This is a genomic window from Shewanella oneidensis MR-1, assembly GCF_000146165.2.
In the GTDB taxonomy this organism is placed as follows: domain Bacteria; phylum Pseudomonadota; class Gammaproteobacteria; order Enterobacterales; family Shewanellaceae; genus Shewanella; species Shewanella oneidensis.
Genome location: NC_004347.2, coordinates 4380471 through 4403760 on the forward strand (window position 1 = coordinate 4380471; position 23290 = coordinate 4403760).

General features: G+C 48.9%; 17 protein-coding genes, 2 tRNA genes and 1 rRNA gene. 1 reads left to right on the plus strand and 19 read right to left on the minus strand.

Annotated elements, in window-relative coordinates:
• Positions 1 to 4: 4 nt before the first annotated feature.
• The 5 genes from SO_RS19505 to SO_RS19525 all read right to left on the minus strand — a co-directional run bounded on the left by SO_RS19505 (position 5) and on the right by SO_RS19525 (position 6302).
• Positions 5 to 80, minus strand: a tRNA-Ala gene (locus SO_RS19505).
• 138 nt (positions 81 to 218) lie between these two features.
• Positions 219 to 295 (minus strand) — tRNA-Ile (locus SO_RS19510).
• 70 nt (positions 296 to 365) lie between these two features.
• Positions 366 to 1908: ribosomal RNA gene (locus SO_RS19515) — 16S ribosomal RNA — on the minus strand.
• Positions 1909 to 2615: 707 nt separating this feature from the next.
• Complete coding sequence (gene secA, locus SO_RS19520) at positions 2616 to 5342, minus strand: preprotein translocase subunit SecA (RefSeq protein ID WP_011073892.1); 2727 nt, start codon at positions 5340 to 5342, stop codon at positions 2616 to 2618.
• Positions 5343 to 5402: 60 nt separating this feature from the next.
• On the minus strand, positions 5403 to 6302 hold the full coding sequence (locus SO_RS19525) for a M23 family metallopeptidase (protein WP_011073893.1): 900 nt from the start codon (positions 6300 to 6302) through the stop codon (positions 5403 to 5405).
• 27 nt (positions 6303 to 6329) lie between these two features.
• Here SO_RS19525 and SO_RS19530 point away from each other — a divergent pair, with 27 nt between their 5' ends.
• Complete coding sequence (locus SO_RS19530; RefSeq protein WP_164925786.1) at positions 6330 to 6776, plus strand: DUF721 domain-containing protein; 447 nt, start codon at positions 6330 to 6332, stop codon at positions 6774 to 6776.
• A gap of 13 nt (positions 6777 to 6789) precedes the next feature.
• Here the strand turns inward: SO_RS19530 and lpxC are convergent, their stop codons facing one another.
• The 14 genes from lpxC to rsmH all read right to left on the minus strand — a co-directional run bounded on the left by lpxC (position 6790) and on the right by rsmH (position 23277).
• Positions 6790 to 7710: a UDP-3-O-acyl-N-acetylglucosamine deacetylase gene (gene lpxC / locus SO_RS19535; protein ID WP_011073895.1), complete on the minus strand. Its 921-nt coding sequence runs from the start codon at positions 7708 to 7710 to the stop codon at positions 6790 to 6792.
• Positions 7711 to 7889: 179 nt separating this feature from the next.
• Positions 7890 to 9077, minus strand: coding sequence for a cell division protein FtsZ (gene ftsZ / locus SO_RS19540; protein WP_011073896.1), 1188 nt, complete (start codon positions 9075 to 9077; stop codon positions 7890 to 7892).
• Positions 9078 to 9104: 27 nt separating this feature from the next.
• Positions 9105 to 10340 carry a cell division protein FtsA gene (gene ftsA / locus SO_RS19545; protein ID WP_011073897.1) on the minus strand — a complete coding sequence of 412 codons (1236 nt, stop codon included), beginning with the start codon at positions 10338 to 10340 and terminating at the stop codon, positions 9105 to 9107.
• Positions 10321 to 11109 carry a cell division protein FtsQ/DivIB gene (locus SO_RS19550; RefSeq protein WP_011073898.1) on the minus strand — a complete coding sequence of 263 codons (789 nt, stop codon included), beginning with the start codon at positions 11107 to 11109 and terminating at the stop codon, positions 10321 to 10323. The genes ftsA and SO_RS19550 overlap by 20 nt, the downstream gene beginning before the upstream one ends.
• A 111-nt stretch (positions 11110 to 11220) precedes the next feature.
• Positions 11221 to 12687 (minus strand): UDP-N-acetylmuramate--L-alanine ligase, encoded by a 1467-nt coding sequence (gene murC, locus SO_RS19555; protein ID WP_011073899.1) that lies wholly within the window; start codon positions 12685 to 12687, stop codon positions 11221 to 11223.
• A gap of 2 nt (positions 12688 to 12689) precedes the next feature.
• Entirely contained in the window at positions 12690 to 13778 is a 1089-nt protein-coding gene (gene murG / locus SO_RS19560; RefSeq protein ID WP_011073900.1) for an undecaprenyldiphospho-muramoylpentapeptide beta-N-acetylglucosaminyltransferase, read from the minus strand.
• Positions 13778 to 14989, minus strand: coding sequence for a cell division protein FtsW (gene ftsW, locus SO_RS19565; RefSeq protein ID WP_011073901.1), 1212 nt, complete (start codon positions 14987 to 14989; stop codon positions 13778 to 13780). The genes murG and ftsW overlap by 1 nt, the downstream gene beginning before the upstream one ends.
• The gene (gene murD / locus SO_RS19570) at positions 14979 to 16298 is read right to left on the minus strand and encodes a UDP-N-acetylmuramoyl-L-alanine--D-glutamate ligase (RefSeq protein WP_011073902.1); all 1320 of its coding nucleotides are present in this window, start codon (positions 16296 to 16298) and stop codon (positions 14979 to 14981) included. The genes ftsW and murD overlap by 11 nt, the downstream gene beginning before the upstream one ends.
• A gap of 6 nt (positions 16299 to 16304) precedes the next feature.
• Complete coding sequence (mraY, locus tag SO_RS19575) at positions 16305 to 17387, minus strand: phospho-N-acetylmuramoyl-pentapeptide-transferase (protein ID WP_011073903.1); 1083 nt, start codon at positions 17385 to 17387, stop codon at positions 16305 to 16307.
• Positions 17388 to 18770: a UDP-N-acetylmuramoyl-tripeptide--D-alanyl-D-alanine ligase gene (locus SO_RS19580; protein WP_011073904.1), complete on the minus strand. Its 1383-nt coding sequence runs from the start codon at positions 18768 to 18770 to the stop codon at positions 17388 to 17390.
• Positions 18770 to 20248 (minus strand): UDP-N-acetylmuramoyl-L-alanyl-D-glutamate--2,6-diaminopimelate ligase, encoded by a 1479-nt coding sequence (gene murE, locus SO_RS19585; protein WP_011073905.1) that lies wholly within the window; start codon positions 20246 to 20248, stop codon positions 18770 to 18772. Before murE ends, SO_RS19580 begins: the two co-directional genes overlap by 1 nt.
• Complete coding sequence (locus SO_RS19590) at positions 20245 to 21996, minus strand: peptidoglycan glycosyltransferase FtsI (protein WP_011073906.1); 1752 nt, start codon at positions 21994 to 21996, stop codon at positions 20245 to 20247. Before SO_RS19590 ends, murE begins: the two co-directional genes overlap by 4 nt.
• Before the next feature lie 13 nt (positions 21997 to 22009).
• Positions 22010 to 22324 carry a cell division protein FtsL gene (gene ftsL / locus SO_RS19595; RefSeq protein ID WP_011073907.1) on the minus strand — a complete coding sequence of 105 codons (315 nt, stop codon included), beginning with the start codon at positions 22322 to 22324 and terminating at the stop codon, positions 22010 to 22012.
• Between the two features lie 11 nt (positions 22325 to 22335).
• The gene (rsmH, locus tag SO_RS19600) at positions 22336 to 23277 is read right to left on the minus strand and encodes a 16S rRNA (cytosine(1402)-N(4))-methyltransferase RsmH (protein ID WP_011073908.1); all 942 of its coding nucleotides are present in this window, start codon (positions 23275 to 23277) and stop codon (positions 22336 to 22338) included.
• Positions 23278 to 23290 lie beyond the last annotated feature (13 nt).

Here is a 23290-nt window from a genome sequence, read left to right on the forward strand (position 1 = left end):
TAAATGGTGGAGCTATGCGGGATCGAACCGCAGACCTCCTGCGTGCAAGGCAGGCGCTCTCCCAGCTGAGCTATAGCCCCATTTACATGCAGTGCGAGTAAATAAGATGTTCCAAACCTCTTAAAGGATTGGTTTGCCAAATCGAGTTATCCGCGGCAAATTAACGCGACGTTTAGTTCACTAAACGAGTGTTAATTTAACAAAGGAGAACGAAGATTTGGTGGGTCAGAGTGGACTTGAACCACCGACCTCACCCTTATCAGGGGTGCGCTCTAACCAGCTGAGCTACAGACCCATCTTTTACTCTATCTTCTATCAAGCAAATCTGTGTGAACACTCAACAAACATCAAGTTAGTCGTATAGGTAAGGAGGTGATCCAGCCCCAGGTTCCCCTAGGGCTACCTTGTTACGACTTCACCCCAGTCATGAACCACAAAGTGGTGAGCGCCCCCCCGAAGGTTAAGCTACCCACTTCTTTTGCAGCCCACTCCCATGGTGTGACGGGCGGTGTGTACAAGGCCCGGGAACGTATTCACCGTGGCATTCTGATCCACGATTACTAGCGATTCCGACTTCATGGAGTCGAGTTGCAGACTCCAATCCGGACTACGACGAGCTTTGTGAGATTAGCTCCACCTCGCGGCTTTGCAACCCTCTGTACTCGCCATTGTAGCACGTGTGTAGCCCTACTCGTAAGGGCCATGATGACTTGACGTCGTCCCCACCTTCCTCCGGTTTATCACCGGCAGTCTCCCTAGAGTTCCCACCATTACGTGCTGGCAAATAAGGATAGGGGTTGCGCTCGTTGCGGGACTTAACCCAACATTTCACAACACGAGCTGACGACAGCCATGCAGCACCTGTCTCACGGTTCCCGAAGGCACAACCGCATCTCTGCAGTCTTCCGTGGATGTCAAGAGTAGGTAAGGTTCTTCGCGTTGCATCGAATTAAACCACATGCTCCACCGCTTGTGCGGGCCCCCGTCAATTCATTTGAGTTTTAACCTTGCGGCCGTACTCCCCAGGCGGTCTACTTAATGCGTTAGCTTGAGAGCCCAGTGTTCAAGACACCAAACTCCGAGTAGACATCGTTTACGGCGTGGACTACCAGGGTATCTAATCCTGTTTGCTCCCCACGCTTTCGTGCATGAGCGTCAGTCTTTGTCCAGGGGGCCGCCTTCGCCACCGGTATTCCTCCAGATCTCTACGCATTTCACCGCTACACCTGGAATTCTACCCCCCTCTACAAGACTCTAGTTGGTCAGTTCGAAATGCGATTCCTAGGTTGAGCCCAGGGCTTTCACATCTCGCTTAACAAACCGCCTGCGCACGCTTTACGCCCAGTAATTCCGATTAACGCTCGGACCCTCCGTATTACCGCGGCTGCTGGCACGGAGTTAGCCGGTCCTTCTTCTGTAGGTAACGTCACAGATAAGTCGTATTAGGACTTACCCTTTCCTCCCTACTGAAAGTGCTTTACAACCCGAAGGCCTTCTTCACACACGCGGCATGGCTGCATCAGGGTTTCCCCCATTGTGCAATATTCCCCACTGCTGCCTCCCGTAGGAGTCTGGGCCGTGTCTCAGTCCCAGTGTGGCTGATCATCCTCTCAGAACAGCTAGGGATCGTCGCCTTGGTGAGCCATTACCTCACCAACTAGCTAATCCCACCTAGGTTCATCCAATCGCGAGAGGCCCGAAAGTCCCCCTCTTTCCCCCGTAGGGCGTATGCGGTATTAGCAGTCGTTTCCAACTGTTATCCCCCTCGACTGGGCAGATCCCTAGGCATTACTCACCCGTCCGCCGCTCGCCACCTCATGAGTAAACTCACTTGTGCTGCCGCTCGACTTGCATGTGTTAGGCCTGCCGCCAGCGTTCAATCTGAGCCATGATCAAACTCTTCAATTAAAGTTTTGTTGTTTCCGAAGAAACGGCTCAATGAATTCTGTCATTTGTTTTCGCCATCTCTTCATAAAGAGAAGAAAGCGAAACCAAAATTATGTACATATTGCTATGAACACTCATCACCGAAGTGATTTGGAATCATTGATTTAATTCTTTGATTACTCGCCAAACGGCAGAGTAATTTCGATTAACTCAACACCTGTGAGTGTCCACGCAGATTTGCTTGATAAATTGTTAAAGAGCGTTGACCATCAGCTTTATCACAAGTGATTTCAGCGGGTCAGGGCTGCGTATTTTACGCATTCCCGTTTTTGCGTCAAGTAGTTTTTAAAACTTTCTTTTCGCTCATCAAGGATTTAATCACTTGATGTACTGGCACTTGCAACTGCGTATTGCTGTCTGCCGTGTCAGTGGATGCGCATTATAGGCAGCAGAACTTTTTGTGCAAGCGCTTTTTTGCGTTTTTTCGATCTTTTTTCAATAGTATCAGTTAGTCACAATGTACCCACCAATTACCCCCAAAGTTATCCACAAACGACTCTTAATTGCTTTATTTTTGAACTAAATATGACTTATCTAATGAATAAGGCTGGTGATTTAAATAGGCTTTATATAGATGCAGACAGATTCAATGATTTGTATCTGGCTTTGAGTAGATATGAAAAGGCGACTATCACAGTCGCCTTTTAGAATTAAGTGCACGTATTGAATTAGCTTAGCTTACCGTGACACTGCTTATACTTACGGCCTGAACCACAAGGACAAGGATCGTTACGGCCCACTTTATCACCGTCACGGATCATCGGTGTATGTGCAGCAATAGCGTCGTCTTCATCACTACCACCAACTAATGCTTCTGCGGCAGCGTGCTGGTAGTCGCGTTGGATCTTGGCATCTTCTTCACGACGACGGGCTTCCATCTCTTCCACATCCGATTGAGCTTGAACTTGAACTTTAGATAACACGCTAATCACATCATGCTTCAGCGTATTCAGCAATTGTTGGAACAGTTCAAAAGACTCACGCTTATACTCTTGCTTTGGATTCTTCTGTGCGTAGCCACGTAAGTGGATACCTTGGCGTAAATGATCCATTGCCGCTAAGTGCTCTTTCCACAAGCCATCGAGGGTTTGTAGCATCACTGCTTTTTCGAATTGGCGTAATACTGAGGCTCCGACCATCTCTTCTTTCGCTTTATAAGCATCTGACCAAGAAGTGATAATACGCTCGCGCAGGCTTTCTTCGTGTAAGTCGTCTTCTTTATCGAGCCATTCTTGAATTGGCAGTTTCAGCATAAACTCTTGATGTAGACGCTGCTCAAGCCCAGGAACATCCCATAACTCTTCAACTGATTGTGGTGGAATGTATTGGTCAATCACGGCACTAATCACATCGTCTTGGATGTTTTGAATGGTGTCCGCAATACTTTCAGCATCCATCAACTCGTTGCGCTGGGCGTAAACCACTTGGCGCTGATCGTTAGCGACGTCATCAAATTCAAGTAATTGCTTACGAATGTCAAAGTTACGTGCTTCAACTTTACGTTGAGCGTTTTCGATTGCGCGAGACACCCATGGATGTTCTATCGCTTCACCTTCTTCCATACCCAGCTTCTTCATCATGCCGGAGACACGATCAGAGGCAAAGATACGCATTAAGCTATCTTCCATAGAGAGGTAGAAACGTGAAGAACCAGCATCACCTTGACGACCCGCACGACCACGCAGCTGGTTGTCAATACGGCGAGACTCGTGACGCTCGGTACCTAAAATATGTAAACCACCAGCGGCGACAACGGCATCGTGACGTAATTGCCAATCGGCCTTGATCTTAGCCTTTTGTTCTGGTGTTGGATTTTCGAGGGCATCGATTTCCATGTTCCAGTTGCCGCCTAGTACGATGTCGGTACCACGACCCGCCATGTTAGTGGCAATCGTCACGGCCCCAGTACGGCCAGCTTGGGCAACGATCTCGGCTTCTTTTTCATGGAACTTAGCGTTAAGTACTTGGTGCGGGATCTTTTCCTTTACCATTAAGCGCGCTAAGAGTTCAGATTGCTCGATAGAAACCGTACCCACCAACACAGGCTGACCACGTTCACGACAGTCTTTAATGTCTTTAATAATCGCTTGATACTTTTCATTAGCGGTTAAGTAAACTAAATCCGCCATATCCTTACGGACCATTGGACGGTTGGTTGGCACTACGACAGTGTCTAGCCCATAGATATGTTGAAACTCAAACGCTTCTGTGTCGGCAGTACCCGTCATACCCGCTAATTTTTCGTATAAGCGGAAGTAATTTTGGAAGGTAATCGAAGCCAGTGTTTGGTTTTCGTTTTGAATACGAACGCCTTCTTTAGCTTCAACAGCTTGGTGTAAACCTTCAGACCAACGACGGCCAGGCATAGTACGGCCTGTGTGCTCATCAACGATGATCACTTCACCATCTTGAACGATATAGTCGACATCACGTTCAAATAGGGTATGAGCGCGTAGTGCAGCGTTTACGTGATGGAGTAAAGAAATATTAGCAGCTGAGTAAAGTGAGTCACCTTCGGCTAACATGCCTCGTTCAATCAGCAGGTTTTCAACCTTCTCTTGGCCGCGTTCGGTAAAGTGCACTTGTTTGGCTTTTTCATCAATGGTGTAGTCGCCTTCGCCCACATACTCCTCAGAGTCTTCCTTATCTTGACGGATAAGATTAGGGATCAGCGTGTTGATTTTGATGTAAAGTTCTGAGCTATCTTCTGCTGCACCAGAGATAATCAATGGTGTACGCGCTTCGTCGATAAGGATTGAGTCGACTTCGTCGATCAGTGCATAGTGTAATGGTCGTTGAACACGCTCTTGTGGTGAAAACGCCATGTTATCGCGCAGATAGTCGAAACCAAATTCGTTGTTGGTTCCATAGGTGATATCCGCGTTATAGGCATCTTTTTTATCTTGCTGGCCAAGACCGGCAACGTTAATACCGACCGTCAGACCTAAGAATTCGAACAATGGACGGTTGTTTTCCGCGTCACGGCGCGCCAAGTAATCGTTGACGGTAATGACGTGAACACCTTTGCCCGTCAAAGCATTAAGGTAAGCAGGTAATGTTGCGGTTAAGGTTTTACCTTCACCTGTACGCATTTCAGCGATGCGGTTACTATCAAGCACCATACCACCAAGTAACTGCACGTCGAAATGACGCATTTCGAACACACGCTTTGACGCTTCACGCACCGTCGCAAACGCTTCAGCCATGATGCTATCTAACGAAGCACCTGCCGCCAAACGCTCACGAAACTCTGCGGTTTTCGCTTTAAGCTGCTCATCGGTTAACTTTTCATAATCGGCTTCAAGCGCATTAATCTTATTAACTACTTTTTGTAACCCTTTAAGGGTACGGTCGTTGCGACTACCAAATACTTTTGTCAGTAATTTACCAAACATCTGAATCACTTATTTTCTGTAGGCCAAGTCCATGATGGAAACTAGAAGCCAATGTTTCAATTAACCTGCTTTGCGGTAGACAAACTTTTGTGGATCTATCTGCTGTCCGCCACGCAACACTTCATAATGCACATGAGCCCCAGTCGAGCGCCCAGTGCTTCCCATACTGGCGATGGTTTCGCCTTTAGCGACCACATCACCTACAGCTACTGACAAAGCTTTATTATGGCCATAGCGTGTACGTAAACCGTTACCATGGTCGATTTCGACCAATTCGCCATAACCAAACATATTCCCAGCCCAAGTCACCACGCCTGCTGCAGTCGCGACAACTTTAGCCCCTTCCCGACCGGTAAAATCGATCCCTTTGTGCATGGTTCGACGACCGTTGAAAGGGTCATTACGTAATCCGTAGGGCGACGATAACCAACCTTTATCGAGTGGGAGCCCTGATACATAACGTTCAGCATCTATATGGTGGTTAGATGACACTGTTTCAAGTAGTGATAGTTGAACATTATTGTTGTCAATTCGTGACGCCAGTTTATCCATATCTTCGATAAGCTGACTAATTTCGATATTCGAGCCTAATTCACTTAAACCACCAACCCCAACTTCAGATGAGAAATCAAAGTCTTCATCTAATTTGTTTTGTTTAGCGACTTGTTGACCTAAGGCCTCGAGACGGGTGATTTTAGCTTGCATGCGTGCAACATGGGTCGCCAGCATCGCTAGCTGGGACTCTGTGGCACTTTTTAGCTCTAAGACTTGCTTCTTTTGTTGCTCGCGTTGGATCCGATCGTTATCGACACTGGCTTGCTGATTTTCAAACTTAGCAGAGTTGTGTTGATAAATACCGGCACCAGTAGCCAACAATAGCATGGGAAGGATCAACCAGCGTTTACTGGGTTGCCAGCGCGTGACGCCATTCCGACCTTGAATAAATACTGTTACACTCATAGCCTAATTCAGCCATCTTATTATCATATGAAAAAGCCCCCTCAGGATCTCAGCCAATTACTACACCAGTCAGGCACATTACCCGACATAGCTGAGAAAGCGGAACTACTTTTATATCTGGATCAGCACGTGAAGCAGATTGTCGCAGGTCCTGTTGCGGAACAGCTGAAAGTCGCTAATTTCCGCCAGGGTGTTCTTGTGGTTGAAACCACTTCGGCAGCGTGGGCCGCACGAATTAATTTCCAAAAGCAGAAGCTACTCACGCAGCTTCAAACAGAAACGCTCCCAATCCTTACCGCAATTGAAGTTAAAGTCAACCCGAGATTAGCATTGTATGACGCAAAGCCGAAACAGACGCATAAACAACTCAGTCCTGCTGCTGCGGAACATATTGCTGCGCTTGCAGAAAATGTGAGCGGAACACTAGGCGAAAAACTAAAACGGCTGGCCAATTTGGCCAGCCGTAATAAGTAAACAGCAAACGCGATTAGGCGAAAACCACACCGCCAGGCACAGTAAAACTGACGGGAGCATCGGCTTCTTTCTCAAAGCTCACTAACTCCCACGCATCCTGCTGCGCCAATAAGGCACGTACTAACTGGTTATTCAGAGCATGACCCGTTTTATAGGCAGTAAACTCACCAAGAATGGCGTGTCCTGCCACGTAGAGATCACCAAACGCATCTAAAATTTTGTGCTTAACGAACTCATCCTCATAACGCAGGCCGTCGGGGTTGAGGACGCGATATTCATCAAGTACAACTGCGTTTTCCATGCTGCCACCTAATGCTAGGTTATTCGCACGCAGATACTCAATATCACGCATAAAACCAAAAGTACGAGCGCGGCTAATGTCTTTAACAAAAGCTGAAGTAGAGAAGTCCATCACCACATGCTGTTGGCTGCGAGCAATTTCGGGGTGAGCAAAGTCAATTTTAAAGTTGACTCTAAAACCTTTAAAAGGCTTGAGCTCGGCCCACTTATCACCGTCTTCAACACGCACAGGGCGTTTAATCTTTAAGTACTTCTTAGGTGCAGACTGCTCTTTAATACCCGCAGACTGAAGTAAGAAGACAAATGGGCTCGCACTACCATCCATAATTGGGATTTCAGGGGCGTCCACCTCGATTACGGCGTTATCAATGCCTAAACCCGCTAAGGCTGCAAACAAATGCTCAATAGTCGAAATACGAATACCTTCGTCATTGACAAGTGCCGTGCACATCGTGGTTTCGCGAACTTGTTCCGCCTTTGCAGGAATAGCAACGGCAGGACTCATATCGGTACGCACGAGTACGATCCCTGTATTAACTGGTGCGGGCATAATGCTCAAAGTGACTTTATTGCCAGAGTGCAAACCGACTCCGGTAGCTTTCACCATTTTTTGAACAGTTCTTTGAAATATCATTCAGTTACCCGTTTAGATTTCAATAATTAAGCCTAATATTTGCACACGCAGCGGCAGCAAAACGACCACATAGGTAATACATGGTAACATAAGTTGACCATGTCATACAAATGTCGTCATTGGATGGTATTGCCGATAAAGCAACACGCCACCCGATACGCTGGACTCAAATACCTGTTTTAGTCAGCTTGCTTACGCAAAAATGCTGGGATATCTAAGTAATCCAATTCATGCTTCGTTGAAGGCGCGGGCGCAGGAGCTGGTGCTGGCGCTGCGGGTAATACGTTACCCTTTGGCGCCGCGTAGCTCACATGGGTTGCTTCTTCGACATAAGCTTCAACTTTTGGTTCCACAACGACTGGCTCTGGACGAGGCGCAGGCTTAGAAACCAATTGAATATCTGGACGCTTTTCAGCACCTATACCCGTTGCAACTACAGTTACACGTAGTTCGTCGCTCATTTCTGGGTCGATAACCGCCCCCACAACCACGGTCGCATTGTCAGATGCATAAGCTTTAACATGGTTACCGACAGTTTCGAATTCTTCGATGCTCATGTCCATACCCGCAGTAATGTTAACTAACACACCACGTGCACCGGCTAAGTCGATGTCTTCTAATAACGGACTGGCGACAGCAGCTTCTGCAGCTTCTTCTGCACGGTCTTCACCACGCGCAACACCCGTACCCATCATGGCATTACCCATTTCGGACATAACGGTTTTCACGTCCGCAAAGTCGACGTTAATCAGACCTGGACGAGTAATAAGCTCAGCAATACCTTGTACTGCGCCAAGTAACACGTTATTCGCTGCGGCAAACGCATCGAGTAATGAAGTTCCACGGCCCAATACTTTTAATAATTTTTCGTTCGGGATCGTGATTAACGAATCCACGTGCTTGGCGAGCTCGGCGATACCTTGCTCAGCATAAGCCATACGCTTTTTGCCTTCGAATGGGAACGGCTTAGTCACTACCGCAACGGTCAAAATACCTTCTTCGCGGGCAATTTGTGCCACAACAGGTGCAGCACCAGTACCAGTACCACCGCCCATACCAGCCGCGATAAAGATCATGTCTGAACCTTTAATCGCTGCGCGAATGTTCTCGCGATCTTCTTCCGCCGCAGCACGACCCACTTCAGGGTTGGCGCCCGCGCCGAGACCTTTAGTGACATCGCGACCTAATTGAATCGTTGAGCCAGCACCAGATTTACGTAGCGCCTGTGCGTCTGTATTGGTAACGACAAACTCAACACCTTCAATGTTGTGTTTGACCATATGTTCGACAGCGTTACCGCCGCCGCCGCCAACGCCGATGACTTTAATCACCGCGTCGTCTGAGTGAGTGTCCATGATCTCAAACATTGTCTGATCTCCGTGTTGCCTGCGTTATTAAAATTCACCCTTAAACCAGCTTTGGACCCGATTCCAAGCACTGGTAACCCCTTGACGCTCAGGACGCTCAAATTGACGCTCAAGCACCCGTCTCGCACCATAATGGAGCAATCCTACCCCTGTGGAGTAAATAGACTGATCCACGTATTCGTATAACCCTTTAACTGGCAATGGTGAGGCGACGCGAACCGGCATACCAAAGGTTGCCTCCGCGATGTCCACCACGCCTTGAATCGACGCCGTACCGCCTGTTAGCACGATACCAGCGGCGATTTGATCTTCTAAACCACTGTCTTTTAGCTCCTTGAGCACTAACTCAAACAGCTCTTGATATCTCGGCTCAACCACTTCGGCCAAGGTATGGCGCGACATGCTACGCGATGGACGACCACCGACCGAGGGCACTTCGATACTGTCTTCACGGCTCACCATAGAACTGCGCGCACAGGCGAATTGCACTTTAATTTGTTCAGCATGTGACGATGGCGTGCGGAAAATCTTCGCAATATCGTTGGTCACTTGGTTACCCGCAACCGGCACAACCGCACAGTGACGCAGCGCGCCATTGGTATACACGGCAATGTCCGTCGTGCCACCGCCAATATCGACAATACAAACACCTAAGTCTTTTTCATCGAAGGTCAGTACCGCATCCGCCGAAGCAATGCCAGAGAACACTAAGTCATCGACCTTCAAGCCACAACGCTCGACACTCTTAGTAATGTTCTTGGCCATATCATTGGCGCAGGTCACTATGTGTACCTTGGCTTCCATTCGCATGCCTGACATACCGATAGGGCTACGAATGCCATCTTGTACGTCGATAGCATATTCCTGTGGTAGCACGTGCAGAATCCGACGCTCCGTTGGGATTTTCACCGAACGCGCGGTATGGATCACGTTGTCGACGTCTTCTTGTGTCACTTCTTCATCGTTAATCGACACCATGCCATTTTCGTTTTGGCAGGCGATATGTTTACCGGAAATACTCAGGTAAACCGATGATACTTGGCAATCTGCCATTAATTCCGCTTGATCGAGCGCACGTTGTACACTGCGCACGATGGAGTCTAAATCGTTAACGCCACCCTTATCCATGCCCCTTGAGGGGTGGTTACCAAGGCCGACTATGCTGATTTCGCCATCGGGCAGAACTTCGCCTATGATCACTGCGACTTTAGAGGTTCCTATGTCCAATCCGACGATCAGATTTCTATCTTGGTTTTTCGTCATTAATTATCGGCTCTCTTGTTTGTGCATCGCCCCAGCCTACGGCCAACCCTGTGTCGTAGCGCAAATCCACTCTGGCAATGGGTTTATCTTGTTTCGCCAGTAATGGGTAAACTGTGATAAACCTTTGTATCCTTGCCATTTTATCCTCTCGACCTAGGTCTAAAACAATACCGTTACCTAGTGTCGCATGCCACGCATGGCGTGGCGTTAAATTCAAACTTGCTAAGGTAAAGCCATTAATCTTCAATAGCGAGTTAACCTGCGCATAGGCGGTTAACACTTCAGTGCCCATATCATCTGGCCCTGATAAATGCGGCAGATGTTCCAGCTCAGGGTGCGATGGCGCTTCAAACACTTCGCCATGCACATTAAGCCAAGCGGTACCATTCCAATGGGCGGCCGGTTGCTGCTCTTGCAAATACACCCTGAGTTTCGCTGGCCATTCACGTCTGACTGATGCGCGATACACCCAAGGTAAAGCTTCTAACGCCTGTTGCACTAAGGTTATATCTGCGCTGAAAAAACTCCGTTGCATTAAATCCTGTAGTGCAATTTGTATATCTTTATCAGTGGTGTAAGTCCGTTCACCTTTAATAGCGACAGCTTCAATGGGCAAGGTGCTGGCATCATTTAAAAACTTATGCAGCAGGTAGCCGCCAAACACAAAACTACCAATGACTAACGATAAAAAACCAATCCCACTCCACAGGTACCAATTAACCTGTGACTTCCTCGCCCGCCAGTGTCGCCTCTTATCACTCCAAGACACGTTTGTTTCCACCTTTCAACGACACTACTAAAAACCACAGAAAATCGGCCATTATATAGCGCTAAAGCCTCGGGTCAAATTTCCTTTAAACCTGAGGAGTCACGCGATACATCAAGGTTTTACCTCAGTTGTAGCTCCGGTACTAAAACCCAATTCAGAAGCTGCCAACTTGCGCGACAAAGCGCCTATATTACCCGCACCTTGGGTCAACAATAAATCCCCCTCCTGCAACACATCAGGCAGCACTTCAGCTAACTGCTCAGGGCTGGCAATAAAGATGGGGTCCAATTGTCCACGAAGACGAATTGAGCGGCATAACGCCCGACCATCCGCGCCAGGAATGGGTGCTTCGCCCGCGCTGTATACGTCGAGTAATAACAGGCAATCGACCTGTGACAACACTTCAATAAAGTCTTCGTACAAGTCACGTGTACGCGTATATCGATGTGGTTGATAGGCCATCACTAAACGTTTTTCTGGCCAGCCTGCACGAGCCGCTTTAATGGTCGCCGCCACTTCACTCGGGTGATGACCATAGTCATCCACCAACATCACTTCGCCCTTTGGCGTGGCGAACTTACCTAAGTGCTGGAAACGACGGCCAATACCTTGGAATTCAGCTAAGGCTTGAATGATGGCACTGTCATCGATTTCATCTTCTGTCGCTACGGCAATCGCCGCCAATGCATTTAATACATTGTGCTGGCCTGGCAGGTTGAGCAGCAGATCCAAATCTTCTTTACCTTTACGTCTTACCGTAAAGCGGCATTGATGCCCTTGCTGACTGAAATTGAGCGCCTGCACGTCAGCATCGTCTCTAAAACCATAGGTCACAATATGGCGACTGATACGTGGCATTATCTCACGCACAACAGGATCATCAATACAGACGACCGCCACACCATAGAATGGCAGGTTATGCAGAAAGTCAACGAAGGTTGATTTGAGCTTTTCAAAGTCACCGCCATAGGTATCCATATGATCAGCTTCGATATTTGTCACCACACTAACCATAGGCTGTAAGTGCAGGAAGCTCGCATCGCTCTCATCCGCCTCGGCAATGAGATAGCGACTGGTACCTAAACGGGCATTAGTACCCGCACTATTGAGCAAACCGCCAATCACAAACGTCGGATCACGCCCCGCTTGACCATACAAACTGGCAATCAAACTGGTTGTAGTGGTTTTACCATGAGTGCCCGCAATCGCTACACCATGGCGGTAACGCATCAACTCAGCTAGCATTTCGGCGCGGCGAACGATAGGAATACGCAGTTCTTTTGCCGCAATAATCTCTGGATTTTGGGGATTAATCGCCGTCGATACCACCACCACATCGGCTTGCTGCACGTTATCAGCGCCATGACCGATATGAATTTTCGCGCCCAAGAGACAGAGTCTATCGGTCACTGCATTTTGCGCGATGTCAGAACCACTGACAACATAGCCTTCGTTTACTAATACTTCAGCGATCCCGCCCATGCCCGCGCCGCCAATGCCGACGAAATGAATACGCTTAATCCGGCGCATTTCAGGGATCATACTTCTTAGCTGTAAGTATCTTTCTGTCTTTGTCATACCTATCCTTTCTCGGCGAGAGCAATACACACTTGGGCCACCTGTTCGGTCGCATCCAACACGGCAACATCTCTCGCTCTTTGGCCCATACGGGCTAATTCTGCTCTGTCATTGGCGAGTAACTGTAATTTACTCACCAGCTTATTCACGTCCAAGATGGCCTGTGGCAATAGGAAAGCTGCGCCAGCCTCAACCAACACTTGAGCGTTACGGGTTTGGTGATCATCCACCGCATGGGGATAAGGCACCAAAATACTAGGAAGTCCCACCGCCGCTAACTCGGATACCGTCAGCGCGCCGGCGCGGCACAATACCACATCAGCCCAACGATAGGCGGCTTCCATATCATCAATAAATTCGGCAACATTGACGCCACCATCTTGTCCTTGCTGTTGATAAGCGGACTTGACCCCAGCCAGATTATCCTTACCTACTTGATGCCAAACGGTAATCGACTGCTGTTTACTCAGCGCGGCCACCACTTCGGGCATTAAATCGTTAAAGACTTTAGCACCTAAGCTGCCGCCCACAACCAACACCTTTAGCGCCTCATCTGCAGTTTGCTTAGGCTCGCCGCCTAAGGCAATCAACTCACGACGAATGGGATTGCCCACGACTTTCGCCTTCACTTGGGTGAAGGTATTTTTAAAGGCACACAGCACTTGGCTAGCAATCCGCGAGAGCAGCTTATTAGTCATTCCCGGTATAGCATTCTGCTCATGTAGCACTAAGGGCACACCCGCTAATTTAGCCGCCACACCACCAGGGCCACTAGCAAAACCGCCCATGCCAAGCACCACATCGGGTTTAAACTCAGCAATTACGGCTTTAGCTTGCAAAATAGAGCGCACCACTTTAAAAGGCGCAGCCAATTTACGTACTAAGCCATTGCCACGCACACCCTTGATGTCGATAAAATCAATATCGAAGCCATACTGAGGTACTAAGCGCGCCTCCATACGGTCAGCCGTACCTAACCAACGCACTTGCCAACCTTGCTGCGCTAAATACTTTGCCACCGCAAGCGCCGGAAACACATGTCCTCCCGTGCCGCCTGCCATGACTAAAATACGTTTACCCGCGTCGGTCATTACTTCAATCTCCCTTGCACGGCCTGAACTAAACTCATGCGCCGTTCGTAATCGATGCGCAGCAATGTCATTGCTGCCGCTGTCATGACCCATAGACTACTACCGCCGTAACTCACAAAGGGCAGTGTTAACCCTTTAGTGGGTAACATACCAATGCTTGCGCCCACGTTAACGACGGTCTGGAAACAGATCCAAATCCCAATGGCATAGGCCAGATAACCTTCGAAGGCTTTGTCCATCACCAGGCATAAATTGCCCAGACGAATGGCTCTCAATGCCACAAACAACAACACGGATAACACCGCGATAATGCCGATAAACCCTAACTCTTCACCAATCACGGCAAAGATAAAGTCGGTATGCGCCTCAGGAAGGTATTCCAACTTTTGGATACTGTTGCCAAGTCCCTGACCAAGCCAATCGCCACGGCCATAGGCCATCAGTGATTGCGTTAACTGATAACCACTGCCAAACGGGTCTTGCCAAGGGTCTAAAAATGATGTCACCCGGCGCATACGGTAAGGCTCGAGTAAAATCAGTGCCACGAAGGCCAAGATGCCCGCAAAAATCAGTGCGAAGAAGTCCAGCAACCGCGCACCAGCAAGGAACAGTAATCCCACAGTGCCAACAAACAGCACCACAACTGTCCCTAAGTCGGGTTGCATCAAAATCAAAATCGCGTAAATCGCAAATACTGCAATCGGCTTGTAGAAGCCTTTTGCATTTTCACGCACTTCCTGATGACGACGTACCAAATAACCCGCCATATACACAGAAAACGCAAATTTCGCGACCTCCGCGACCTGAATACGGATCGGTCCGAGTGATAGCCAACGTGTCGCCCCGTTAACTGTGGTACCCACAGCTAATACCGCCAGCAGCATAAAAAACACTACCAGCAACATGATTGGGCTCATGCGTTGCCACGTCTGCATATCCACCCTAAGGACAAATGCGGCAATAATTAAACATCCCAACAAATAACCCACATGGCGGGTCATAAAATGGAATGGATTGCCGGTCAGCGTTTGCGCCTCAGGCATAGAGGCTGACATCACCATCACAAAACCAAAGCCAATCAAGGACAAAACAGCCGTGAGCAAAGCCCGATCGTATAATTGCACGCCCGGGACTTCGGTATCACGTTGCCAGTTGGGCAGTGCATGCAGCACTCGTCCAAACAGGCTAAGCTGTCTTGTATCACTCGCCATCGAGTTGCTCCACTTGGCTTCTAAAATCATCGCCACGGGCCATAAAGTTGCTGTACATATCAAGGCTTGCACACGCGGGCGACAACAACACAATATCACCCGAGGTAGCTAATTGAGCTGCCTTGGCAACGGCTGCCGCCATAGAATCAACCTTGATAGCACCTTCCTTCAACGCGGCAATTTTATTGCCATCGCGACCTAAGGTAATAAGGTGAGTCACTTTTGTTAATGGCTCTTCAAGCGGGCTGAAATCCGCGCCCTTACCATCGCCACCGGCAATCAAAATAATGTCACCGAGGTGATCACTTAATCCATCAAGCGCCGCGACGGTGGCGCCCACATTGGTCGCCTTAGAATCGTTCACATAGGTGACACCACCTTTGACACCAACCACTTCGCAGCGGTGGGAAAGTCCCGTAAAGGTGCGAGCCACGTTGGCCATCACTTGTTTATCCACGCCCACGGCATAGACCAGCGCCATGGCAGCAAGTAAGTTGGCATGGTTATGACTGCCAATCAGCGACACTTCAGTGATCGGCATGATTTCACTGTGACCATGATAAATCTTACTGTCACAAATGCCCCACTCATCACCCTCAGGCGGCGCTAAACCAAAGCTGTTTTGGTTCATGGGTTCAGTTGGAATAGTCAGCGCATCATCACGGTTAAAAATGATGGAACGACTTTGATGGTACAGACGCAGCTTAGCCTTACGATAGGCATCCATATCGCTGTATCTGTCCATGTGATCTTCCGTCACGTTTAAGCAGGTTGAGGCAACGCAGTTCAAGCTATGGGTGGTTTCAAGTTGGAAACTCGATAACTCAAGCACAAAAATATCAGCATTCTCTTTCAGCAAATCCAGCGCCGGAATACCAATATTGCCGCCCACGGCAACAGCAATGCCCGCTTCTCGCAGCATTTCACCCACTAAGGTGGTCACTGTCGTTTTGCCATTTGAGCCCGTAATCCCAATCACACAAGGTTTACGATCGGCAATCTCACGGGCAAACAGTTCAACATCTCCAATCACTTCAATGCCCATATCCAGTGCAGCGCGCACTTCGGGGGTATTCATCGCAATCCCAGGGCTGATAATGATTTGCGTCGCCTGCACTAGGTAGCGGCAATCAAATCCGCCAGCAATCAACTTCACCTCAGGGAATGAGCTTGCCAGCGTCTCGGCGCCTGGGGGCTGGCGACGGCTATCCATCACCAACGGCGTAATGCCTTTTCCACACAAATAGCGCACTACCGAAAGCCCAGTGGCTCCCAACCCTAATACTATGTGTGAATACTGACTTTGCATGAGCAATTACCTTAACTTCAACGTGGCTAAGCCGAGTAAAACTAAGAAAATAGAGATAATCCAAAAGCGCACGATCACGCGCGGTTCCGGCCAACCTTTTAACTCGTAGTGGTGATGGATAGGCGCCATGCGGAAGATCCGCTGTCCACGTAATTTGTAAGAACCGACCTGCAAAATCACTGACACGGTTTCCATCACAAACACACCGCCCATGATCACTAAGAGGATTTCTTGGCGAACTAATACAGCAATCGCTCCCAAGGCCGCACCTAAAGAGAGTGAGCCCACATCGCCCATAAAGACTTGTGCTGGATAAGTGTTAAACCACAAAAAGCCTAAACCTGCGCCCACAATCGCGGTACAAACGATCACCAGCTCGCCAGAGCCAGGTAAATGCGGAATATGCAGGTAATTAGCAAACTGAGCATGGCCCGACAGATAAGCTATCAGCGCAAATGCTGCAGCCACCATCACAGTTGGCATAATCGCAAGACCATCGAGACCGTCGGTTAAGTTCACCGCGTTGCTAGAACCCACAATGGTGAAGTAAGCCAATACGATAAACACCGCGCCCAGTTGCGGCATCACATCTTTAAAGAAGGGCACCACTAATTGCGTTTCACCAGGGTTAGCGGCTGTAGTGTAAAGAAAAAAGGCAATGATCAAGGCCGCTAAGGATTGCAGAATATACTTCCAGCGCGCAATCAATCCCTTAGTATCTTTACGAACCACTTTGCGATAATCATCAATAAAGCCAATCATGCCGAAGCTGCCCAATACAAACAGCATCACCCACACATAGCGGCTACCAAGATCGCCCCATAACAGCACACTGAGAAAGATGGCGCCTAAAATAAGCAGGCCACCCATAGTGGGCGTTCCGCGCTTACTAAAATGCGATTCAGGCCCATCATTACGCACCACTTGGCCAATTTGCATCAACTGCAAGCGCTCGATAAGTTTAGGACCCCACCATAAGCTAAACATTAATGCGGTTAACAAGCCTAAAATGGCTCGAAATGTCACATAGGAAAATACGTTAAACCCCGTATGAAATCGGGTTAAATACTCGGCCAGATACACCAGCATCTACACTAACTCCCCACGCCCGAAGGCTACTGTTAGGCCATCCACGACCCGCTCCATTGCGGCACTACGTGAACCTTTAACTAAAACCGTCACCTGTCCCGGCAACTGGTTGATGTGTTTTATGAGTTTTTCTACTAACGTCGCCACGCTGTCATGGTGCTCCGCCCCGAAAGCGTGGCTCGTGTGCTGAGTCAAGGTACCAGTACAGAACAGGGCATCGATCCCCTGTTGCCTTGCTAGTTGTCCCAGTTCAGCGTGTAAAAGGGGCGCATTGTCGCCTAATTCGCCCAAATCTCCCAGTACCAAACAACGATTTTCAGAAATTTCCTTTAACCAAGCGATAGCCGCCCCTACAGACACAGGATTGGCGTTATAGCTATCATCGATTAGACGAACACGTCCTAATTGAGTAGGCTGCATACGGCCCTTAACTGGGGTAAGCTGGCTCAGGCCTTCGGCGATTTCTGTTAGATTTAATCCCAATGCAATACAGACACTTGCAGCAGCCAAAGCGTTGCTGACTTGATGACGTCCCGCTAAGGGTAAAACCACTTCACAGGACTCGCCCGCATAATTAAGCATAAAGCGGTAACAGCCATCACTATTGGCTTTATGCCCAGTCGCAATGACATCAATTTGGCGCTTAGCCGCACCTTCCTGCTGGGAGAAGCTCAATTGCTTATAGTGCTTGGCTTTAACACGCATCACATCAGCAAAGGCGTCATCGGCGTTAATAATCGCTGTACCATCTTCTTGTAGATGGTTATAGATTTCCGATTTTGCTTGGGCCACACCGGCCTGTGAGCCAAATCCTTCTAAATGGGCACTGCCGACATTATTGACTAAAGCCACATGCGGGCGGACTAAACCAGAGGTGTAATCAATCTCGCCTTTATGGTTAGCACCTAGCTCAAATACCCCATATTTGTCTTCAGGTGTTAAGCGCAGCAGGGTTAAAGGCACGCCGATCTCATTATTAAAATTACCTGCGGTGTAAAGCACTTGATGCTTGGCAGACAAAATAGTGGCAATCATTTCTTTCACGCTGGTTTTGCCATTTGAACCAGTCAATGCCACACAAATGGGATTCACTTGGTCGCGCACATAAGCCCCTATCGCACCCATAGCTTTTTGGCAATCGGCAACAATAAGCTGCGGGATATCAAAGGCAAGTTCACGCTCAACCAACAGTGCAATGGCACCATTTTCAATTGCTGTGGCAGCAAAGTCATGGCCATCAAACCGGTCACCCTTTAAGGCGACGAACAAGGTTGCGGGGCCGATTTTGCGGCTATCGCTGCTTAATGCTTGGACGGTGACATCGTCACCGACTCGATGTGCACCTAAGTGTTGACTCAGTGCCTTGAGGGAAATTGGGATCATTAGCTTTGCTCCGATAACTGACGTGCCAGGGCGCGTTCATCATAGTCATGACGCACACCTGCCGCCTCTTGGTAAGTTTCATGGCCTTTGCCCGCAAGCAAAATCACATCCCCAGATTTAGCCTGTGCCACGACTTGTTTAATCGCAGCCACACGGTCAACCTCGGTCAGTGCTCGCTCAGGATGAGTTAGCCCTTGGATAATATCGGTAATAATTTGGTTAGGATCTTCACTGCGGGCATTATCGCTAGTCACCATAATGCGATCGGCAAATTGCTCCGCCGCTTGCCCCATTAATGGCCGCTTGCCCTTATCGCGATCACCACCACAGCCAAACACACACCAAAGCACCCCAGCACAGTGACGACGCAGGGCATTAAGCGCCTGTTCAATGGCATCGGGGGTATGGGCATAATCGACCACTAAGGTGATGTTATCTGCGGTAGTAAAACGTTCCATGCGGCCAGCCACAGGCACTAAGTAAGGCACCTTGGCAGCTAATGCACGCATATCCATTCCCTGTAAATACAAGGCTGATAGCGCAGCGAGTAAATTCGATAGGTTAAAAGCACCTAATAAAGGGGAGCTGATATCGATTTCGCCCTCAGGCCAGACTAACGTCGCCTGCACGCCTTGATCGTTAAATCTGACATTCTTAGTGTAAAACGCTGCGGCTTTATGCGCTTCAATGCTAAAACCCCAAATCTTCGCAGGCACATTTTTAAGCTCGGCTAACCAAGCGCCCCCGATGGGATCGTCTAAATTCAGTAAACCGTGGCGCAGGGAGTCGAAGCGAAATAGCATTTGCTTGGCGGCGGCATAGTTTTCCATATCGCCGTGATAATCCAAGTGATCCCGCGTTAAGTTAGTGAACACCGCCACATCGAAGGGCACCGCATCGACTCGCCCTTGGACTAAACCATGGCTCGAGACTTCCATCGCACAGGTATTTACACCTTTATTTGCAAATTCATGGAGCTGGCGCATTAGGGTAATGGCATCGGCGGTGGTATTGCCGCTGTCAACAAGCTCGCCCCACAGGCCATTGCCTAGCGTGCCCATCACCGCCGCTTTACCTGAAAGCAGGGTCACTAATTGCGCGCACAGTTGGCTTGTCGAAGTCTTGCCGTTGGTCCCTGTAATCCCCACGATGCCCATAGCGTGCCCTTGGATGACGGGGTATCGCACCGCAGCCACCGCTGAAACGTGCTTAGCTAACTCATAGAAGTAAATCTGCACGCCTTGCTCAGCCACAATGACCTTTCCCTGCTCTTGCGGATTATCCGTATGCACTAACACCGCAGTCGCACCTTGGGCTAAAGCTTTATCAATAAATTGTCGACCATCGACCTTATGCCCTGGCAGCGCCAAAAACACATCGCCGCGACGTATTGCGCGGCTGTCTAAGGTCAAATCTAAGAAAGTTTGTTCACCCGCGTAGGGAAACCAAGGCGCGAGTAGCTCCCTTAACAACATCATTCAGCTCTCCCGGCGAGTCCCGCCAATTGCACCTGTTCTTTATCGGAAATGGGTTCAACATTTAACATTTGCAGTGCGCCTGACATCACCTTAGCGAATGCCGGTCCTGCGACTGAACCACCATAATAGAGATCGCCCTTAGGCTCGTTAACCACGACCACAATGGCGAGTTTTGGATTATTTACAGGCGCAACGCCAGCAAATAATGCAACATAATCATCACCATAACCACCAGCTACCGCCTTACGGCTGGTGCCAGATTTACCGGCAACCGGATAACCATCGATATGGGCGAGCGTACCTGTTCCGCCTTTTTCGGTCACGCTCACCATCATTTGCAGTACATCTTTGGCGACGGCTTCTGAAATAACTCGCTCACCCTCAGGCGGCTTTTTCAGTTTTAAAATTGAAACGGGAAATAACGTGCCACCATTACCTAAAGTGGCGTACATCCGCGCAAGCTGCAGCGTCGTCGCGGTTAAACCGTAGCCGAAGGATAAAGTGGCGCGCTCAAAATCAGACCAACGGTGGCGATCTTGGATAAGGCCGGCACTTTCACCCGTAAGGTTAATGCCCGAAAAACTGCCTAACCCCATAGATTGATAGGTGCCCAGTAGCTGTTGCACTGGAATCGACAACGCTAATTTACTGATCCCGACGTTACTGGACTTGGCTAAAATACGCGCCAGTGTCATATCACCATAGTTGGATGCATCACGTACTTGGCGACCACCTAAACGCATCCAGCCTGGCGAGGTTGGGATCACATCGGTAGATTTGACCGTCCCCGCTTCCAACGCCGCTGCAACCACAAAAGGTTTAATGGTCGAGCCGGGCTCGAAGGTGTCCGTCATCGCGCGGTTACGCATTCTGAAGGTTTGAAAATTATCACGGGAATTAGGGTTGAAGGAGGGTGTATTGACCATCGCCAACACTTCACCCGTGTGGATATCGAGCACCACAATCGAGCCAGACGTCGCTTGGTTCATTTCCGTGGTGCGCTTTAACTCACGGTAGGCAAGTTGCTGGATTCTATGGTCGATACTCAGGACAAGATCATTTGGGCTTTCGCCCTCTTGGACAATATCGAGGCGCTCAACCACATGCCCATCACGGGACTTGCGCACTTTTTGCTTGGATGGCGTACCAGTAAGCCAACTGTTGTAGGCATTTTCAACGCCTTCTATACCAACGTCATCGATATTGGTGATACCAATTAATTGGGCAGTGATCTCTCCGCCTGGGTAGTAACGACGGGATTCAGACTTTAAAAACACCCCTGGTAATTTAAGCTGAGTGATATAGTCCGCTACCGCCGGGGTGACTTGGCGTTTAAGGTAGGTAAAACGTTTGGTTGGATTGCTACGCACCTTATCGAGCACATCTTCCACGGGCTCATGCAACACATCAGCCAGTGCTTGCCAACGTCGCATGTCGGCAAAGCCATTGTTATCGTTAACTTGTTTAGGGTCTGCCCACACAGCGCGCACGGGCACACTCACCGCCAGCATATCCCCGTTACGATCGGTTATTAAGCCACGCTGAACCTCTCGACTGGTGGTACGCAAGGTACGCATATCACTCTCATGGCGAAGTTTATCGGGCTCGATAATTTGAATATAAGCAGCACGACCCACAAGACAGGTAAACATCGCAAACACAAAACCAACCACGACGTATAAACGCCAGTGGATCAGTTGTGGCTTTTGCTTTTTGCTGGCCTGTTTGGTTTTTGCTTGCCTAATCATATCTTCCCTATACTCACGGCACCTTTACCACGATTTCTTCACTGGGTAATGGTCGACTCATGTTGAGATCCTTTGATGCAATCCGCGTAATCCGGCTATGTTCGGTTTGGGATTGCTCTTCCAATAATAAATTGCGCCACTCAATATCTAACCTGTCACGTTCCTGCAGCAGCTGGTCCCATTCGGTAGTGAGCTTTCGGCTCACATGGCTGGTATACACCACAGCCACAGCATTACTGAGCACGAGTAGTGCGAGTAACAAAATCCATTTGTGTTGCCACAGGTCGTGTAACACAATCCGTGGCAGGGTCAATGAGGGCTTACTCATGTGCTTGCCCTCTAATAATCCAATCGCTCGGCAATGCGTAACACTGAGCTACGGGCTCTAGCATTGCGTTCAATTTCCTCATCAGATGGCATAATCGCCTTACCAATGGCGCGCAATTTACGCGACTTGTTAATTTGATCTTCGGTGATGGGCAAGCCATGGGGCACACTCTCACCTTGGCTATGACGGCGAATAAAGCGTTTGACGATGCGATCTTCTAAGGAATGGAAGCTGATAATCGATAAACGCCCCTGAGGCGCGAGTACGGTTAACGCACCTTCAAGAGCCTGATCAATCTGATCTAACTCACTATTGATATAGATACGGATCGCCTGAAACACGCGGGTTGCAGGATGCTTATTACGCTCTTTATTTTTGGTGATCCGCGCAATTAAATCGGCTAAATCTTTGGTACGCAAAAACGGGGTTTTATCACGGTCTGCTGCAATGCAACGGGCAATATGACGAGCATTTTTTTCCTCACCATAGGTTTTAAATACCCAGGCCATATCTTCAATTTCGGCGCGCGCTAACCACTGGGCAGCGGTTTCACCCTGGCTATTGTCCATGCGCATATCGAGCGGACCATCGCGCAAAAAGCTAAAGCCACGTTCGGCATCATCAAGCTGCGGAGAAGACACACCTAAGTCGAGTAACACACCATCAATCTTGCCAACCAGACCAAGATCTTCGACGTAATCGGCTAATTGGCCAAAACCGCCGTGCACAATTTGAAAACGAGGGTCATCGGCAAATTGTTTAGCGGCCTCAATGGCTTGCGGATCGCGGTCGATAGCAATTAATCTACCTTTTTCACCCAGTCTTTGCAGAACTTGTCTTGAATGACCGCCGCGGCCAAACGTGCCATCAATATAGATGCCATCGTCTTTAATGTTTAAACCGCCAACCGTTTCTTCAAGCAAAACGGATAAATGGGCAAATTCTTGACTCATTACTCTCTTCTTA

Excerpts from the sequence above, each read along its gene's own strand:
- secA (WP_011073892.1), bottom strand. The coding sequence starts at position 5,342 with ATGTTTGGTAAATTACTGACAAAAGTATTTGGTAGTCGCAACGACCGT.
- SO_RS19525 (WP_011073893.1), bottom strand. The coding sequence starts at position 6,302 with ATGAGTGTAACAGTATTTATTCAAGGTCGGAATGGCGTCACGCGCTGG.
- SO_RS19530 (WP_164925786.1), top strand. The coding sequence starts at position 6,330 with ATGAAAAAGCCCCCTCAGGATCTCAGCCAATTACTACACCAGTCAGGC.
- lpxC (WP_011073895.1), bottom strand. The coding sequence starts at position 7,710 with ATGATATTTCAAAGAACTGTTCAAAAAATGGTGAAAGCTACCGGAGTC.
- ftsZ (WP_011073896.1), bottom strand. The coding sequence starts at position 9,077 with ATGTTTGAGATCATGGACACTCACTCAGACGACGCGGTGATTAAAGTC.
- ftsA (WP_011073897.1), bottom strand. The coding sequence starts at position 10,340 with ATGACGAAAAACCAAGATAGAAATCTGATCGTCGGATTGGACATAGGA.
- murC (WP_011073899.1), bottom strand. The coding sequence starts at position 12,687 with ATGACAAAGACAGAAAGATACTTACAGCTAAGAAGTATGATCCCTGAA.
- murG (WP_011073900.1), bottom strand. The coding sequence starts at position 13,778 with ATGACCGACGCGGGTAAACGTATTTTAGTCATGGCAGGCGGCACGGGA.
- ftsW (WP_011073901.1), bottom strand. The coding sequence starts at position 14,989 with ATGGCGAGTGATACAAGACAGCTTAGCCTGTTTGGACGAGTGCTGCAT.
- murD (WP_011073902.1), bottom strand. The coding sequence starts at position 16,298 with ATGCAAAGTCAGTATTCACACATAGTATTAGGGTTGGGAGCCACTGGG.
- mraY (WP_011073903.1), bottom strand. The coding sequence starts at position 17,387 with ATGCTGGTGTATCTGGCCGAGTATTTAACCCGATTTCATACGGGGTTT.
- SO_RS19580 (WP_011073904.1), bottom strand. The coding sequence starts at position 18,770 with ATGATCCCAATTTCCCTCAAGGCACTGAGTCAACACTTAGGTGCACAT.
- murE (WP_011073905.1), bottom strand. The coding sequence starts at position 20,248 with ATGATGTTGTTAAGGGAGCTACTCGCGCCTTGGTTTCCCTACGCGGGT.
- SO_RS19590 (WP_011073906.1), bottom strand. The coding sequence starts at position 21,996 with ATGATTAGGCAAGCAAAAACCAAACAGGCCAGCAAAAAGCAAAAGCCA.
- ftsL (WP_011073907.1), bottom strand. The coding sequence starts at position 22,324 with ATGAGTAAGCCCTCATTGACCCTGCCACGGATTGTGTTACACGACCTG.
- rsmH (WP_011073908.1), bottom strand. The coding sequence starts at position 23,277 with ATGAGTCAAGAATTTGCCCATTTATCCGTTTTGCTTGAAGAAACGGTT.